A 17,667-nucleotide genomic window follows, 5' to 3' on the forward strand; every position below is an offset into this window, starting at 1 on the left:
AATTCACCTCTATGAAATATTTTACAAAAGCAAGATAGATTTGTATAATCCATATTAATGATAATGATTCTTATTATCAACAGAATGCGGGTGTAAGTTTTATGACAAAATATTTTTTTAGCAGTTCTTTTCTACTATTTCTAGGTAATTGGATTGGACAAATAGGGCTAAATTGGTTTGTGCTTACCACTTATCATAACGCAGTTTATCTGGGGATTGTCAATTTTTGCAGACTTGTACCAATATTATTACTAAGTGTGTGGGCAGGGGCAATTGCCGATAAGTATGATAAAGGGCGATTGCTGAGAATTACAATTTCATCATCATTTTTAGTAACTGCAATTTTATGTGCGCTCACGTATAGTTTCACTGCAATTCCAATTAGCGTCATTATTATATATGCGACATTAAGAGGGATTTTAAGTGCGGTTGAAACACCTTTAAGACAAGCAATCTTACCAGATTTATCAGATAAAATATCTACTACACAAGCTGTATCATTTCATTCATTCATCATTAATATTTGTCGTTCAATAGGGCCTGCCATTGCTGGTGTCATATTAGCAGTCTATCATGCGCCAACAACATTTCTTGCACAGGCAATTTGTTATTTTATCGCAGTTTTATTATGCTTACCATTACATTTTAAAGTAACTAAAATACCTGAAGATGCAACAAGATTCATGCCGTTAAAAGTTATTATAGATTACTTCAAATTACATATGGAAGGTCGACAAATATTTATAACATCATTATTGATTATGGCGACAGGTTTTTCATATACGACACTTTTACCAGTTTTGACAAACAAAGTATTTCCGGGGAAATCTGAAATATTTGGTATCGCTATGACGATGTGTGCCATTGGTGGTATTATTGCAACGCTAGTTTTACCTAAAGTACTTAAATATATTGGTATGGTAAATATGTATTATTTAAGTTCATTTTTATTTGGCATTGCTTTGTTAGGTGTGGTATTTCACAATATTGTCATCATGTTCATTTGTATTACATTGATTGGGTTATTTAGTCAATGGGCACGTACGACAAATCGCGTTTATTTTCAAAATAATGTTAAAGATTATGAACGTGGTAAAGTACTGAGTATTATTATGATGGATAGAGGTATGATTCCATTGGGAAGTCTATTAATGAGTATATGTGCAGATGTGTTTGGCATTGTTAGAACTTTTTCAATAATGGGAATAAGTACTATATGCATTACAATGGTATTCTATTTTATAAATAGAAAGTTGAAGTTAAAGTTGGAGGAAAGTAATCATGGTATATCTTGAATGGGCAAAGGCAGATAGAAATATTCAATATCGTGTAATTAAGGCCATTATTAAAGAACGTATTTACCCCGAGCAAACATTTATTTCGCAAAAAGGATCTTTAATTGAAATTCAGTATCATATGCATGTGTTGACTATTGAAGTTGTTAGAAAAAGTGCATTAGAACGCTATGAGTTTACAGGTGATATTGCTTATTTAAATAAATGTGAAACGTCATTAATTATAACTTTAGAAGGTTTGTTAGATGTGTTGAATCATGACTTTGATATCCCTATTTCAGAGCGACTACGCGAAGAGTTAATACACAGTCGAGATAGTTTAGTTGAAACATATAAGCAAATGTCTCACAGACAAACATTAATAAGTCAAAGTTTTAAATTTTCAAGATTACCACAAGATATTAACTTTTTTTCATGGTTACAACATGTAAAAGATAGTGATAAGACAGATGATTTAACTTATTCTGAGAGCTTGGTACCAGAGGGGCATCCAACACACCCTTTAACCAAAACGAAATTGCCCTTAACTATGGAAGAAGTACGAGCATATGCACCTGAGTTTGAAAAAGAAATCCCTTTGCAAATTATGATGATTGAAAAAGATCATGTTGTGTGCACAGCTATGGATGGTAATGATCAATTTATTATTGATGAAATAATTCCCGAATACTACAATCAGATTCGTGTGTTTTTAAAGAGTTTAGGTTTGAAAAGTGAAGACTATAGAGCGATTTTAGTACATCCTTGGCAATATGATCATACGATAGGGAAATATTTTGAAGCATGGATTGCTAAAAAAATATTAATTCCAACGCCGTTTACAATACTTTCAAAAGCAACTTTATCATTTAGGACGATGTCTTTAATTGATAAACCATACCATGTTAAGTTGCCCGTCGATGCACAAGCAACAAGTGCCGTTAGAACAGTCTCAACTGTGACTACTGTAGATGGACCAAAGTTAAGTTATGCTTTACAAAACATGTTGAATCAATATCCAGGATTTAAAGTTGCTATGGAACCGTTCGGTGAATATGCAAATGTTGATAAAGATAGGGCACGTCAGCTTGCTTGTATTATAAGACAAAAGCCTGAAATTGATGGAAAAGGTGCAACAGTAGTTAGTGCAAGTCTAGTTAATAAAAATCCAATAGATCAAAAAGTTATCGTGGATAGTTACTTAGAGTGGTTAAATCAAGGAATTACTAAAGAAAGTATTACGACATTTATTGAACGATACGCTCAAGCATTAATCCCGCCTTTAATTGCTTTTATTCAAAATTATGGAATTGCTTTAGAAGCACACATGCAAAATACAGTAGTGAACTTGGGGCCACATTTTGACATTCAATTTTTAGTGAGAGATTTAGGTGGTTCTAGAATTGATTTAGAAACATTACAACATCGTGTATCAGATATTAAAATTACAAATGATAGTTTAATAGCTGATTCTATAGATGCAGTGATTGCAAAATTCCAACATGCTGTTATTCAAAATCAAATGGCAGAATTAATTCATCATTTTAATCAGTATGATTGTGTTGAAGAAACCGAATTATTTAACATAGTACAGCAAGTAGTAGCGCATGCCATTAACCCAACACTACCACATGCAAATGAGTTAAAAGATATTTTGTTTGGACCAACAATTACTGTCAAAGCGTTGTTAAATATGAGAATGGAAAATAAAGTAAAGCAATATTTAAATATTGAGTTAGATAATCCGATAAAAAAAGAGGTGTAGTACTACATGGCACACGTTAACATAAATATATCGAAGATTAAATATAACGCCAAAGTACTTCAAACAGTTTTTCAAAGTAAAAATATGCAATTCACACCAGTAATTAAGTGCATAGCTGGTGACCGTACAATTGTAGAAAGCTTAAAAGCGTTAGGTATCAATCATGTTGCAGAATCCAGATTGGATAACATAATTAGTATTGCAGATCAGGATTTAACATATACGTTATTGCGTACGCCTGCCAAAAAAGAGATTTCAGATATGATAGAAAAAGTTGATATGAGTATCCAAACAGAATTATCTACCATACATCAAATAAATGAAGTAGCAGAAGTTTTAGGAAAAAAACATAAGATTTTATTAATGGTAGATTGGAAAGATGGCCGTGAAGGTGTTCTGACTTATGATGTTTTAGATTATATTAAAGAGATTATTCACTTGAAAAATATCCATTTTGTAGGTTTAGCATTCAATTTTATGTGTTTTAAATCTGATGCGCCAAGTGATGATGATATCTTTATGATTAATCGATTCGTCTCAGCTGTTGAAAGAGAAATAGGATATCGATTGAAAATTATTTCAGGTGGTAATTCGAGTATGTTACCACAACTTTTATATAATGATTTGGGTAAAATAAATGAATTGCGAATAGGTGAAACGTTGTTTAGAGGTGTTGATACAACGACAAATCAAGCGATAGCTATGTTATATCAAGATGCGATTACATTGGAGGCTGAGATTTTAGAAATTAAACCTCGAGTTAATACACAAACGCATGAATCATTCTTACAAGCTATTGTAGATATTGGTTATTTAGATACAAAAGTCGATAATATTTCACCTATGGATCAGCATATCAATATTTTAGGCGCTTCGAGTGATCATTTAATGCTTAATTTAAATGGTCAAGGACACTATCAAGTTGGAGATCATATATCTTTTTCATTAAATTATGAAGCACTTTCTCATTCGATGTATATGAAAAATTTACATAAGGTATATATTGATGATTCAAAGATTGATACGCTACTTCAAAATTTTGATGTAAAATCTCCCGCTATGGTAAACCAATATTAATATATTTATCAATAAGTCTAAGTTGACAAGTTATACTACATATCGTTTGCACGGTTGTATCATAATTGTTCAACTTAGATTTTTTGTATTTGTTGATTTATCAAATTAAGTGCAACAGTTCGTCACATAAAATTGCAACAGATAATATCAGCTAAATTACAGGGATAACGGTCATACTAAATGGTGTCAATTGTATTAATGCAAAGATGATATAGCAATGATACATTATCAATATTTTTTCTAAGGAAATGTGCTAATTGTAGTCATAATTACTAGAGGAAATATATAGTCATACATTTTAGTAATATAAAAAAGATTGAACGCTACTTGACAATGATAATTGTTATCAATAAAATAATAAATGAAGTTATACATATTAAGGAGTGGAACGATGAGAGGTCTAAAAACTTTTAGTATATTGGGATTAATAGTTGCCTTACTTTTAGTTGCAGCTTGTGGTAATACGGATAATTCAAGTAAAAAAGAATCATCAACTAAAGATACTATTTCGGTAAAAGATGAAAATGGTACAGTAAAAGTACCTAAAGATGCAAAACGTATCGTTGTATTAGAGTACTCATTTGCAGATGCATTAGCAGCATTAGACGTTAATCCAGTTGGTATTGCTGATGATGGTAAGAAAAAACGTATCATTAAACCAGTTAGAGAAAAAATTGGGGATTATACTTCTGTAGGTACACGTAAACAGCCAAACTTAGAGGAAATTAGTAAATTAAAACCGGATTTAATTATCGCTGATAGCAGTAGACATAAAGGTATTAATAAAGAATTAAACAAAATTGCACCAACATTATCATTAAAGAGTTTTGATGGAGACTACAAACAAAATATTAATTCGTTCAAAACAATTGCTAAAGCTTTAAATAAAGAAAAAGAAGGCGAAAAACGTCTTGCTGAGCATGATAAATTAATCAATAAGTATAAAGATGAAATTAAATTTGATAGAAATCAAAAAGTGCTTCCAGCAGTAGTTGCTAAAGCTGGTTTATTAGCACATCCAAACTATTCATATGTTGGACAATTTTTAAACGAACTAGGATTTAAAAATGCATTAAGTGACGATGTAACAAAAGGTTTAAGTAAATATTTGAAAGGACCTTACTTACAATTAGACACTGAACATTTAGCTGATTTAAATCCAGAGCGTATGATCATTATGACAGATCATGCTAAAAAAGATTCTGCTGAATTCAAGAAGTTACAAGAAGATGCAACATGGAAAAAGTTGAATGCAGTTAAAAATAATCGCGTGGATATTGTTGACCGTGACGTTTGGGCAAGATCTCGTGGCTTAATTTCTTCTGAAGAAATGGCTAAAGAACTTGTTGAATTATCAAAAAAAGAACAAAAGTAAGGTGGAAGTAAATGGCTATAAAAGAAATAATTAGCCAATCTGCCATAGATCATAAAAGAAAAAGACGCACAACACTCACGTATATAGTGAGTTTGTGCTTTCTTTTTATTTGTATATATTTAAATATGGCGATTGGTTCTTCGAAAATTAATTTTAGCGATATCGTTCACTATGTTACTGGTCATACAGATACGAAAGCAACGTTTTTATTGCATAATGTACGTATGCCAAGGATGATTGCAGGATTATTTATTGGCGGTGCATTAGCGGTATCTGGTTTGTTAATGCAAGCAATGACACGCAATCCGCTAGCATCACCTAAAATTTTTGGTGTCAGTTCTGGTGCATCGTTTTTCATTGTATTTGTGACGATTATCATTCCATCATTAGAGTATTATGCATTATATTTAGGTGTGATAGGTGCATTTATAGGTGGTTTAACTGTTTATACGCTTTCAGGTGCTACGAAAGGTATGACACCCATTAAATTAGCATTGGCTGGTATGGCCATCCATTTGTTTTTTAGTAGTATGACCGAAGGTATTATTATTTTGAATGAGAATTCAAACGAACAAGTGATGTTTTGGCTTGTCGGTTCATTATCCAGTATGAAGTGGGATGAGATTTTAACCATTCTACCATGGATTATTGGTGCTTTAATTGTAACGATTTTTATTGGACGTCAACTAACGATAATGGAACTAGGCGATGACATTGCTAAGGGATTGGGTCAAAATATAAATAAAGTTAGAATTATCATTGGACTATTAGTCATTATTCTTACAGGTATGTCGGTGTCAGTGGCAGGACCAATTGGATTTGTTGGCTTAATCGTACCGCATATAGTCAAACGCTATGTGAGTAAGAATTATTTAGTCATGATTCCATTAACATTTATTATAGGTGCAGATTTGTTACTACTATCAGATGTATTAAGTCGTTTAATTACATATCCTTATGAATCACCAGTAGGGATTGTTACATCATTCGTAGGTGCACTTTACTTCTTATTTATAACGATTAAAGGGGTGAAAAGAATATGATGACAACGAAAATTATACGTCGTTATAGTTTAATCACAATCCTTTTAATTGTGAGTATATTCATAAGTTTATGTGTAGGGTCTGTCATGATTCATCCGATTGATGCTATTAAGGGAATCTTTACACAAGATGATTTTATTTTAAATGAGTATCGTATACCTAGAACATTACTTGGTATTATTATCGGCAGTAGCTTGGCTATTTCAGGTGCAATTATACAAGCTGTAATAAGAAACCCGTTAGCCTCACCTGATGTTATAGGTATTTCTAAAGGTGCCAGTTTAGCTGCTGTGATTATTATTATGACCTTTCCAACAGCACCATTGTTTGTATTACCTATAGGTTCATTCTTAGGTGCCTTTGCAGTAAGTTTATTTTTATCATTTTTAATTTCAAAATATGATGTTAAAGGTTCAAAGCTTGCCTTAATTGGTTTAGCAATAGGCGCAATATGTACGGCGATTGTGCAGTTCTTATTAATCAGAAATCCACTGGAAGCAAACAAAGCGCTTGTTTGGTTGACAGGTAGTCTATATGGACATGATATGTCGAATATTTATACTATATTACCTTGGTTTTTAATAACGATACCAATCATCATTTTATTGAGTTATCAATTAGATGTATTGAATCTAGGTGATGCTGTTGCAACCGCACTCGGTTTAAAAGTTAAAACTATTAAAATGCTATTGCTAATTTTAGCAGTAATATTAGCAGGATCCGCAATTTCAGTTGTCGGTGGTATTAGCTTTTTAGGATTAATTGCACCTCATATTGCGAGACAATTAATAGGAAATAAAACATTACACGTTATTATTATGTCGGGGTTAATTGGTGCTATATTGTTAACATTTGGAGATGGTTTAGCCCGTGGCATTCATCCGCCACTGGATATTCCTGTAGGGGTTATCATTGCAATTATCGGTGCACCATACTTCTTAATATTATTACGAAGAATGAAATAACTAACATATGATTAGAGTTTAAAAAAGGTTAAGTACGAAATCAGTAATTGTACTTAACCTTTTTTGAATTCATCTTGAAAAATTACAAGAAATAGCGTATATTTAATAACTGTAATTATTCATTATTTTGCATACATAAACATTTTAAAAGATAGAATGATAAGGAATATGTTTGTTAACTGAATAGAATTCTGTATATACTTAAAACGAATACATAGAGAAATGGATTGATTTTATGGATAGCTTTTCAAGGAAAGAGATAGTTATTGGGAGACTTAAGTTTATTACGATGTCTTTAATTGGTATCTTATTATTTTTAGTACCAATTCCAGTCGAACAAGATGGACAGAAGCAAACAACGTTGCCCGTGGCATTTTTAGCAGGCGTGCTTAAAGATGTATTAGGTGGCGTAATGCCATTTTTAATTGTGACGATAATTACTTTATCGGGTATCATAACTCTGATTTGTTCAACTATTTTAAAAGATAAATTGAAACCTGACGGGCTAATGAACAATGCTTTTAACGTTAGAATTGGTTGGTTAATTTTACGAATATTAGCAGTTGTTTTTGCATGGATGACATTTTTACGAATTGGTTCAAAGGTTATTTACTCAGATGAAACGGGTGGATTATTGTTCTCAAGTTTATTGCCAACATTAGTGGCAGTATTCTTATTTGCAGCTCTATTTTTACCGCTATTGATGGAATACGGTTTGTTAGAGATGTTGGGTCCTATTTTTAGACCGGTTATGAGACCTTTATTTACATTGCCAGGACGTTCGACGGTAGATAATTTAGCATCATTTATTGGAGACGGAACTGTTGGGGTCTTAATTACAAGTAGACAATATGGTGAAGGATATTATTCTCGTCGTGAGGCAACAGTTATTTCAACGACATTTAGTGTAGTTTCTATCACCTTTGCAATTGTAGTTGCTGAAACAGTGCACATGCAAAATCAATTTTTTGCTTTCTATTTATCAGTGATAGTATCCTGCCTCGTTGCAGCAGTCATTATGCCAAGAATTTGGCCTTTAAATAAAATTCCTGATGAGTATGCTAAGGAGGTACCTGAAAGTGCGCGTACTGAGGCATTGCCAGAAGGAAAGACGGCATTGAGACATGGCTTTGATACTGCAACAGAAGTTGGTATTAAAGCACCGGGCGTTATTGACTTTTTTAAGTCAGGATTAAAAACAGTCATTGATATGTGGTTTGTTATTTTGCCTGTAGTGATGAGTATTGGTACTATTGCTACCATTATTGCGAACTACACGCCCTTTTTTGTCATATTGGGTAAACCTTTTGTTCCATTTTTAGAGTTAATGCAAATACCTGAAGCGGCACAGGCTTCTCAAACGATTATTATCGGTTTTGCCGATATGTTTTTACCTTCTATTTTAATTGAAGGTGTACAAAATGATATAACTCGTTTTGTTATTGGGGCACTTAGTATATCGCAGTTAATATACTTGTCTGAAGTAGGTGGCGTCATACTTGGTTCGAAGATTCCTGTAAGCATCGGCAAATTGTTTATGATTTTCTTGATTAGAACAATCATTACACTACCAATTATTTCTTTGATGGCACATCTTTTGTTATAAATATATGTGAAAAAAGGACAACTGTTAAAATTATGAGAACAGTTGTCCTTTTGTATTTGTTTTTGCTGGGTGTTGAATCAATTAAAAAAATCATTCATGAAGCCCTCACCATGAATGATTTTTTTATACAATTTATTTAGTTAATTCATTGTAAACTTTTTGATCATTTTGAGTATAAATAATGTATTCGTGGTCTTCAGTATCGATAATAACGCGATTCGTTTTACCAAACGTTGAGCCGATTCTAGATACATCTTTGCTGTCTAATTTAGGAACTGCATGAATATCTTGGTCTTGTGTAATATTTTTAATTTCACTTGTAGGAATTTTGATATCAGCAACTCTCCATTGAATACGCACTTCATTATTATCTTTCTTTACTGTCATTGCCATTATTCAAACACATCCTTTAAATATTTTGTAAATACATCATAAACGATTTTGTAATCGTTTTCAAGAGTTATGTGATACTTTTTTAAATTGTGTCATACTAATGAATTTTAACCCGAAAATATGTTCGTGTTTTTGTTAGGGATGTGGTAAAATGTGAGTATTAAAGGAGAACAAATATGACAGGTAAAACACATGCTTCATGCGGCATGCTCGTTGGAGCGCTAACAACACAATATTTTCAAACGGATATTTTTTCGTCGGTTACGGTTATCATTCTAGCAACTCTAGCTAGCTTATTACCCGATATATGTCACACTCAAAGTAAGATTGGCAGAAGGTTTAAGGTAATTAGTTTTTTTGTGAGATTGATCTTTGGACATCGAACCTTTACGCATTCAATATTATTTATCGCAATCATAGCATTTTTATTGCAAATTATTCAGACGCCTAATTATTATATGGCAGCAATTATAATTGGGTTAGTGTCACATGTTATACTAGATATGATAACACCAAGAGGCGTGAAATTATTTTATCCGTTACCGTTTAATGTGAAGACACCGATTCAATTTAAAACAGGTGGACTTGTAGACTTATCTTTAGCTACAGCGTTAATGGTCGGAACAGTTTATGTTTTATTTCAGCCTTTCATCAATGATATAATAAGCAACTGGAATACTAAGTTTTTATAGAAAATAAATTATTAAAGGTTACAAACTCAGCAGGAGGCATAAAATGCTAGATAAAAATCAATTAGCTAAATATAAACAAGATCATTTGTGTGAATATGAAAAAATAATGAGTAACAATGAAAAAGAAGCACTTGAAGAGAAGGTAGCGTCATTAGATTTAGATTTTATTGCCAAATTATATAACGATTTATACATCAATAAGAAAACAATAGATGATGTATCTGCAGTTTCTGAAGTGAAATATGATATTAAATCACAAATGAGTGATGATGAGATTAAGCGTTTAGAGGAACAAGGACTTCAAGCTATTAAAGAAGGACAATTTGCAGTACTTTTGATGGCAGGTGGTCAAGGAACAAGACTTGGTTACAAGGGCCCTAAAGGTTCGTTTGAAATTGAAGGTGTAAGTTTATTTGAACTTCAAGCTAACCAATTAAAAACATTGAATCATCAATCTGGACATACGATTCAATGGTATATTATGACAAGTGATATCAATCATGAAGAAACTTTAGCTTATTTCGAAGCACATAGTTATTTTGGATATGATCAAGAAGCAATCCATTTCTTTAAACAAGATAATATTGTGGCGCTTAGTGAAGAAGGGAAGTTAATTTTAAATCAACAGGGTCGTATTATGGAAACGCCGAATGGTAATGGTGGCGTGTTTAAATCTTTAGACAAGGCAGGATACTTAGAAGAAATGTCTAATAATGGCGTTAAGTATATTTTCTTGAATAATATCGACAATGTTTTAGTAAAAGTGTTGGATCCACTATTTGCAGGATTTACGGTAGAACATGATTACGATATTACTTCTAAAACGATTCAACCAAAACCAGTTGAAAGTGTTGGACGTTTAGTTAATGTCGATTGTAAAGATACAGTACTGGAGTATTCAGAATTAGATCCAGAAGTTGCAAATCAATTTAACAATGCTAATATCGGTATTCATGCATTTAAACTTGGTTTTATTTTAAACGCTGTAAATCGTGAGTTACCTTATCATTTAGCTATTAAGAATTTGAAACAATTAGATGAGAACTTTGGGGTTATTGAACAACCAACTTTAAAATTCGAATTGTTCTATTTTGACATATTTACTTATGGAACTAGTTTTGTCACGTTACAAGTTCCTAGAGAAGAAGAATTTTCACCTCTTAAAAATAAAGAAGGTAAAGATAGTGTTGCAACTGCAACAGAAGATTTACGTAGAATGGGTTTAATTTAATGATAGGCGGTGACTATGATGTCCAAATCAACTAAAAAAAGTAATGACACAATCGTAGAAACATTTAAGGATATCATCCCTTTATCATTTGGAGAAGAAATTGGTAATGCGGCATCTCATGGTGTTGCAGCTTTGTTAACATTATTAGTGTTACCCTATGCGGCTGTGCACAGTTATATTGCACATGGTACGCTTGCGTCTGTGAGTATGTCTATTTATGTTATTTCTATCTTTATGATGTTTATTTCATCTACTATTTATCATTCTATGCAAAATGAAACACCTCATAAATATATTTTAAGGATTATCGACCACAGTATGATTTACGTAGCAATTTCTGGTACATATACGCCTATTTTGTTAACAGTTGTAGGTGGTTGGATAGGTTGGACAGTATTTATTTTATTATGGGGAACGACACTTTGGGGTATTTTATATAAATCCATAGCTGTCAAAGTTAACCAAAAGTTAAGCTTAATTGTCTATTTAGTGATGGGCTGGGTAGGTATTATCTTGTTACCAATTATTTTTATTCGCACATCATGGATATTCATATTATTCATTTTCTTAGGTGGTGTGTCTTATACAATTGGTGCATGGTTTTATGCACAAAAGAATAGACCATATTTTCATATGATTTGGCATATTTTTATTGTAATAGCATCACTATTGCATTTAATTGCAATCTTATATTTTATGTAGTCGTTTAGAAAAGCTGGGGGAAACTCCGCTTTTTTTATTACATAAATCATTCTAATAGGGGATTGTATTGTAATAGAATTATCGTTAAGATTTGAAAGTCAAAAGTGTTTATACATATGAAAACCAATTATTTGTAAATAAAATCTTATAAATAAATATATAGAAGGAGGTATTTCATGCGATTAAAGTCAATCATAACTGTTATAGCTTTAATATTAATTATGTTTATGTCAGCGATTGAATCATCTATTATTTCGCTTGCATTACCTACAATTAAACAAGATTTAAATGCAGGAAATTTAATTTCATTAATTTTCACAGCGTATTTTATCGCATTAGTAATTGCCAATCCTATAGTGGGCGAATTACTTTCGAGATTTAAAATTATTTATGTGGCAATTGCAGGATTACTTTTATTTAGTATAGGTAGTTTTATGTGTGGTTTAAGTACTAATTTTACTATGCTAATTATATCACGCGTGATACAAGGTTTTGGATCAGGTGTATTGATGTCATTATCGCAAATTGTTCCAAAGTTAGCATTTGAAATTCCGTTACGATATAAAATTATGGGCATAGTTGGCAGTGTTTGGGGTATTTCGAGTATCATTGGGCCACTTCTAGGTGGTGGTATATTAGAATTTGCAACATGGCATTGGTTATTCTACATAAATATACCGATTGCGATCATTGCCATTATATTAGTTATATGGACATTTCATTTTCCAGAGGAAGAAACAGTTGCTAAATCAAAATTTGATACTAAAGGGCTCACGCTATTTTATGTATTTATTGGATTGATTATGTTTGCTTTATTAAACCAACAGCTGTTACTTTTAAATTTCTTGAGTTTTATCTTAGCTATCGTTGTGGCAATGTGTTTATTTAAAGTAGAAAAACATGTTTCTTCACCATTTTTACCTGTGGTTGAATTTAATCGTTCGATTACTTTAGTTTTTATAACTGACCTTCTAACAGCTATTTGTTTAATGGGATTCAATTTATATATTCCAGTCTACCTTCAAGAACAACTAGGATTATCTCCATTGCAAAGTGGATTGGTTATTTTTCCTTTATCTTTAGCTTGGATTACATTGAATTTTAATTTACATCGAATTGAAGCAAAACTATCAAGGAAAGTTATTTACTTACTATCATTTACATTGCTACTAGTAAGTAGTATTATCATTTCATTTGGTATTAAATTGCCGGTACTTATAGCATTTGTGTTGATTTTGGCAGGATTAAGTTTTGGATATATTTATACGAAAGATAGTGTAATTGTCCAAGAGGAAACTAGCCCATTACAAATGAAGAAAATGATGTCATTTTATGGATTAACTAAAAATCTTGGGGCATCAATAGGTTCAACAATAATGGGATATCTTTATGCGATACAATCAGGAATCTTTGGTCCAAACTTACATAATGTGTTAAGTGCTGTTGCTGTAATTAGCATTGGGCTTATTGTTTTATGGGTCGTATTTTTTAAAGAACAGTCATCTCAATCAAAAGAATAGAATTATGATTAAAATTGATGTAGTGTAATTAAAGTAAGAAATAATAAATTTCCTAGATACTAGATAAATCGTTCAATATTTTATTAATAAGGAGGCCAATGATTGTGAATTATCTTAAACATAAGTTTTATAACTTGTTAACTACAATGGTTGTTCTCTTTATTTTTGTACTTTCTGGTGCGATTTTTTTAACATTTCTAGGGTTTGGTTTATATGGATTAAGTAGAATACTTATTTATTTTAGGTTGGGTGACTTTACATATAATAGAAGTATGTACGATAACCTATTATATTATGGCAGTTATATAATCTTTGGGTACTTCATCATATTTGCAGTCGAGCATTTAATGGATTATTTTAGAAAAATGTTGCCTGAAAATGCATATTTTAGAGGCGCGACTTTTCATTTGATTTCTTACACAGTTGCAACAACGTTATTTTATTTTATTATTCATCTGAACTATGTGTATATCAATATCGATTTTTGGGTCATCATGGTTATTATAGGGTTCTTATATGTTTGTAAGCTTCAATTTTACCCTGAAAGTAAAAATTTAAATAATAGAAAATAGATATCTGAAGTTGAGGGCACATATGTGTTCCAACTTCTTTTTGTTCAATAGAAGAATCGATAATAGTGAGTCTTAGTGCTCAATTTGTGGTAAATAAGTTAAATAACCATTGTATGAGTCTGAGAAATAAAATAAATTATTAGGCCCTACAATGTTATATTGTTAGTTTTTTAAGTACACATTAGCTGTGCCTAATGTGTAAGAACCAATAATGATTTATTATGTAGTGCTTCTTTATCATTTGAGTACTACTCCCATTATGTTAATGGCTATATGTATTAAAGGGACAAGTGTATATCTGTTTTAAAAAGGAGGAATTATGATGGCTAAAGTTGAATTAACAACCCGGAGACGAAACTTCATAGTTGCTGTTATGTTGATTAGTGCGTTTGTAGCTATTTTAAATCAAACATTATTAAATACAGCGTTACCTAGTATAATGAGAGAATTAAATATTAATGAAAGTACATCGCAATGGCTAGTTACTGGGTTTATGCTTGTTAATGGCGTCATGATACCTTTGACGGCATATCTAATGGATAGAATTAAAACTAGACCTTTATACTTAGCGGCGATGGGGACATTTTTATTAGGTTCTATTGTTGCAGCCTTAGCTCCGAATTTTGGAGTTTTAATGTTAGCACGTGTAATTCAAGCGATGGGTGCAGGCGTACTTATGCCCTTAATGCAATTTACGTTATTTACATTGTTCAGTAAAGAACATCGAGGTTTTGCAATGGGACTAGCAGGTTTAGTAATTCAATTTGCACCAGCAATAGGCCCTACAGTTACAGGATTAATTATTGATCAAGCGAGTTGGCGAGTACCATTTATTATAATTGTAGGAATTGCTTTAGTTGCCTTTGTTTTCGGCTTAGTTTCAATCTCAAGTTACAATGAAGTGAAATATACGAAATTAGATAAGCGCTCAGTAATGTATTCAACTATTGGATTCGGGTTAATGCTATACGCATTTAGTAGTGCAGGAGATTTAGGATTTACAAGTCCAATAGTAATAGGTGCGTTGATAATAAGTATGGTTATTATCTATTTATTTATACGTAGACAATTTAATATTACTAATGCACTTTTAAATTTAAGGGTTTTTAAAAATAGAACATTTGCATTATGTACGATTAGTTCAATGATTATAATGATGTCAATGGTTGGACCTGCGCTGCTTATACCGCTATATGTTCAAAACAGTTTATCTTTATCTGCCTTGTTATCAGGACTTGTTATCATGCCTGGTGCAATAATAAATGGTATTATGTCAGTTTTTACAGGTAAATTTTATGATAAGTATGGTCCTAGACCATTGATTTATACTGGTTTTACAATTTTAACAATTACTACAATTATGTTGTGTTTCTTGCATACAGACACATCTTATACGTATTTAATAGTCGTATATGCAATTAGAATGTTTTCAGTTTCTTTACTCATGATGCCGATAAATACTACAGGAATTAATTCTTTGAGAAATGAAGAAATCTCACATGGCACGGCTATTATGAACTTTGGTCGTGTAATGGCTGGTTCACTAGGCACAGCTTTAATGGTTACATTAATGAGTTTTGGTGCAAAAATATTTTTATCTACATCGCCATCGCATTTAACTGCAACTGAAATTAAACAGCAATCCATTGCTATAGGGGTGGATATCTCATTTGCTTTTGTAGCTGTGCTTGTTATGGCAGCTTATGTGATAGCACTTTTTATAAGAGAACCTAAAGAAATAGAAAGTAATAGAAGGAAATTTTAAAATAATTATAGTAGTTGGTCTATTTAAAATAATAGGCTAACTGCTTTTTTTATTTAATAAAAAGTTTTATACTTTTAGTGATAGACTAAGCAAAAATTGTTATTTGCTATGATGTAGATGTCTTAAAATGATTAAGGGGGATTTGCTTTGTTAACGGTAGATCAAGTGAAAGAATTGGTAGGAGAAATTAAAGATCCTATTATAGATGTGCCTTTAAAAGAAACAGAAGGTATTGTTGAAGTTTCTATTAAGGAAGAAAAAGAACATGTGAGTGTTAAATTAGCAATGGCACAATTAGGTGGTGCACCGCAATTAGATTTACAGATGGCTGTTGTTAATGCATTAAAAGAAAACGGTGCGAAAACGGTCGGTATACGATTTGAAACATTGCCGGAAGAAAAAGTAAATCAATTTAAACCAAAAGAAGAAAATAAACCTAAAACGATAGAAGGCCTATTATCTCAAAATAATCCAGTCGAATTTATTGCAATAGCCTCCGGTAAAGGTGGTGTCGGTAAATCTACTGTTGCAGTAAATTTAGCCGTTGCCTTAGCTCGTGAAGGGAAAAAAGTCGGATTAGTAGATGCCGATATATATGGATTTAGTGTACCAGATATGATGGGTATTGATGAAAAGCCTGGAATTAAAGGGAAGGAAGTAATTCCAGTTGAACGTCATGGCGTTAAAGTTATATCAATGGCCTTTTTTGTGGAAGAAAATGCGCCAGTTATATGGAGAGGGCCAATGTTAGGTAAAATGTTGACGAATTTCTTTACAGAAGTTAAATGGGGAGACATTGAATATTTAATACTCGATCTTCCACCTGGAACAGGAGATGTAGCTTTAGATGTTCATACGATGTTACCTTCAAGTAAGGAAATTATTGTAACGACACCTCATCCTACAGCAGCATTTGTTGCAGCTCGCGCAGGTGCGATGGCAAAACATACGGATCATTCTATTCTTGGCGTAATTGAAAACATGAGTTATTTTGAAAGTAAAGAGACGGGTAATAAAGAATATGTCTTTGGCAAAGGTGGCGGTACTAAGTTAGCTGATGAACTTAATACTCAATTACTTGGGGAATTACCTTTAGAGCAACCATCTTGGAATCCAAAAGATTTTGCACCGTCAATATATCAATCAGATGATCGTCTAGGTAAAATTTATAGCTCGATTGCACAAAAAGTTATAGCTGCTACAAATAAATAGGTATAATATATGCTAAACGTACAAAATTACTTTTATTTTGTACGTTTTTATGTTGATTTGTTTTGGAATGCTGGTAAAATAAGTTCTTGTGTTAAGCAATAAACGCGTTGAAAAAGAAGCGGGTTGTGAACACAAAAAGTTTTAAAAAAGTTATTGACTTTAAATTCCAAAGTTGATAATATGATAAAGTCGTCAAAAACGACGCAGTTGTTTTTAAAGAAGAATTTCAAAAGTGTAAAACTTACCATTGAAATAACTATAAAAACAATATAGAATAAATAAAGTAATCGTTCAAAAAGTTATTGACTTCAAGAAATAAATGAAGTAGAATAAAAGAGATTGAACATTAATGAACATTGAAAACTGAATGACAATATGTCAACGTTAATTCCAAAAAACGTAACTATAAGTTACAAACATTATTTAGTATTTATGAGCTAATCAAACATCATAATTTTTATGGAGAGTTTGATCC

General features: G+C 31.8%; 15 protein-coding genes and 2 pseudogenes. 15 read left to right on the forward strand and 2 right to left on the reverse strand.

Going from position 1 to position 17,667, the window contains the following annotated elements:
• Window positions 1–101: 101 nt before the first annotated feature.
• The 3 genes from sfaA to sfaC are packed head-to-tail and all read left to right on the forward strand — an operon-like array spanning window position 102 to window position 4,116.
• Window positions 102–1,295, forward strand: a complete 1,194-nt coding sequence (sfaA, locus tag IDG64_RS10080) for a staphyloferrin A export MFS transporter (RefSeq protein WP_000170397.1) — start codon at window positions 102–104, stop codon at window positions 1,293–1,295.
• Window positions 1,282–3,039, forward strand: a complete 1,758-nt coding sequence (gene sfaB, locus IDG64_RS10085) for a staphyloferrin A synthetase SfaB (RefSeq protein WP_000262623.1) — start codon at window positions 1,282–1,284, stop codon at window positions 3,037–3,039. Before sfaA ends, sfaB begins: the two co-directional genes overlap by 14 nt.
• A gap of 6 nt (window positions 3,040–3,045) precedes the next feature.
• Window positions 3,046–4,116 carry a staphyloferrin A biosynthesis protein SfaC gene (gene sfaC, locus IDG64_RS10090; RefSeq protein WP_000951638.1) on the forward strand — a complete coding sequence of 357 codons (1,071 nt, stop codon included), beginning with the start codon at window positions 3,046–3,048 and terminating at the stop codon, window positions 4,114–4,116.
• A 154-nt stretch (window positions 4,117–4,270) separates the two neighbouring features.
• Here the strand turns inward: sfaC and IDG64_RS15190 are convergent.
• Window positions 4,271–4,342 (reverse strand): annotated as a pseudogene (locus IDG64_RS15190) (hypothetical protein); the annotation flags it as partial.
• A gap of 165 nt (window positions 4,343–4,507) precedes the next feature.
• On the opposite strand from IDG64_RS15190, the gene IDG64_RS10095 reads away from it, so the two are divergent.
• The 4 genes from IDG64_RS10095 to IDG64_RS10110 all read left to right on the forward strand — a co-directional run bounded on the left by IDG64_RS10095 (window position 4,508) and on the right by IDG64_RS10110 (window position 9,105).
• Entirely contained in the window at window positions 4,508–5,491 is a 984-nt protein-coding gene (locus IDG64_RS10095) for an ABC transporter substrate-binding protein (protein WP_001214662.1), read from the forward strand.
• A gap of 11 nt (window positions 5,492–5,502) precedes the next feature.
• Window positions 5,503–6,534 carry a FecCD family ABC transporter permease gene (locus IDG64_RS10100; protein WP_000974904.1) on the forward strand — a complete coding sequence of 344 codons (1,032 nt, stop codon included), beginning with the start codon at window positions 5,503–5,505 and terminating at the stop codon, window positions 6,532–6,534.
• Window positions 6,531–7,499, forward strand: a complete 969-nt coding sequence (locus IDG64_RS10105) for a FecCD family ABC transporter permease (RefSeq protein ID WP_000989091.1) — start codon at window positions 6,531–6,533, stop codon at window positions 7,497–7,499. Before IDG64_RS10100 ends, IDG64_RS10105 begins: the two co-directional genes overlap by 4 nt.
• A gap of 235 nt (window positions 7,500–7,734) precedes the next feature.
• On the forward strand, window positions 7,735–9,105 hold the full coding sequence (locus IDG64_RS10110) for a YjiH family protein (protein ID WP_001549577.1): 1,371 nt from the start codon (window positions 7,735–7,737) through the stop codon (window positions 9,103–9,105).
• A 132-nt stretch (window positions 9,106–9,237) separates the two neighbouring features.
• On the opposite strand, the gene IDG64_RS10115 is transcribed toward IDG64_RS10110, so the two are convergent.
• Window positions 9,238–9,498 (reverse strand): SunI/YnzG family protein, encoded by a 261-nt coding sequence (locus tag IDG64_RS10115; RefSeq protein WP_001251935.1) that lies wholly within the window; start codon window positions 9,496–9,498, stop codon window positions 9,238–9,240.
• 176 nt (window positions 9,499–9,674) lie between these two features.
• Between IDG64_RS10115 and IDG64_RS10120 the strand changes: the two genes are divergently transcribed.
• The 8 genes and pseudogenes from IDG64_RS10120 to IDG64_RS10155 all read left to right on the forward strand — a co-directional run bounded on the left by IDG64_RS10120 (window position 9,675) and on the right by IDG64_RS10155 (window position 17,465).
• Complete coding sequence (locus IDG64_RS10120; protein ID WP_000147095.1) at window positions 9,675–10,190, forward strand: metal-dependent hydrolase; 516 nt, start codon at window positions 9,675–9,677, stop codon at window positions 10,188–10,190.
• A 43-nt stretch (window positions 10,191–10,233) separates the two neighbouring features.
• A complete protein-coding gene (locus tag IDG64_RS10125; RefSeq protein WP_000884737.1) occupies window positions 10,234–11,421 on the forward strand; it encodes a UTP--glucose-1-phosphate uridylyltransferase in 1,188 nt (395 codons plus the stop codon).
• Between the two features lie 18 nt (window positions 11,422–11,439).
• A complete protein-coding gene (gene trhA, locus IDG64_RS10130; RefSeq protein WP_000047255.1) occupies window positions 11,440–12,123 on the forward strand; it encodes a PAQR family membrane homeostasis protein TrhA in 684 nt (227 codons plus the stop codon).
• A gap of 176 nt (window positions 12,124–12,299) precedes the next feature.
• Entirely contained in the window at window positions 12,300–13,643 is a 1,344-nt protein-coding gene (gene sdrM, locus IDG64_RS10135; RefSeq protein WP_001237503.1) for a multidrug efflux MFS transporter SdrM, read from the forward strand.
• 98 nt (window positions 13,644–13,741) lie between these two features.
• Complete coding sequence (gene sepA / locus IDG64_RS10140; RefSeq protein WP_001793373.1) at window positions 13,742–14,215, forward strand: multidrug efflux transporter SepA; 474 nt, start codon at window positions 13,742–13,744, stop codon at window positions 14,213–14,215.
• Window positions 14,216–14,537: 322 nt separating this feature from the next.
• Window positions 14,538–15,980 (forward strand): multidrug efflux MFS transporter LmrS, encoded by a 1,443-nt coding sequence (gene lmrS, locus IDG64_RS10145; RefSeq protein ID WP_001141006.1) that lies wholly within the window; start codon window positions 14,538–14,540, stop codon window positions 15,978–15,980.
• A 147-nt stretch (window positions 15,981–16,127) separates the two neighbouring features.
• Window positions 16,128–17,192, forward strand: coding sequence for an Mrp/NBP35 family ATP-binding protein (locus IDG64_RS10150; protein ID WP_000958531.1), 1,065 nt, complete (start codon window positions 16,128–16,130; stop codon window positions 17,190–17,192).
• A gap of 88 nt (window positions 17,193–17,280) precedes the next feature.
• Window positions 17,281–17,465: pseudogene (locus IDG64_RS10155) on the forward strand (hypothetical protein).
• Window positions 17,466–17,667: the final 202 nt, after the last annotated feature.

This window comes from Staphylococcus sp. EG-SA-15 (assembly GCF_017151895.1).
GTDB lineage: Bacteria > Bacillota > Bacilli > Staphylococcales > Staphylococcaceae > Staphylococcus > Staphylococcus aureus.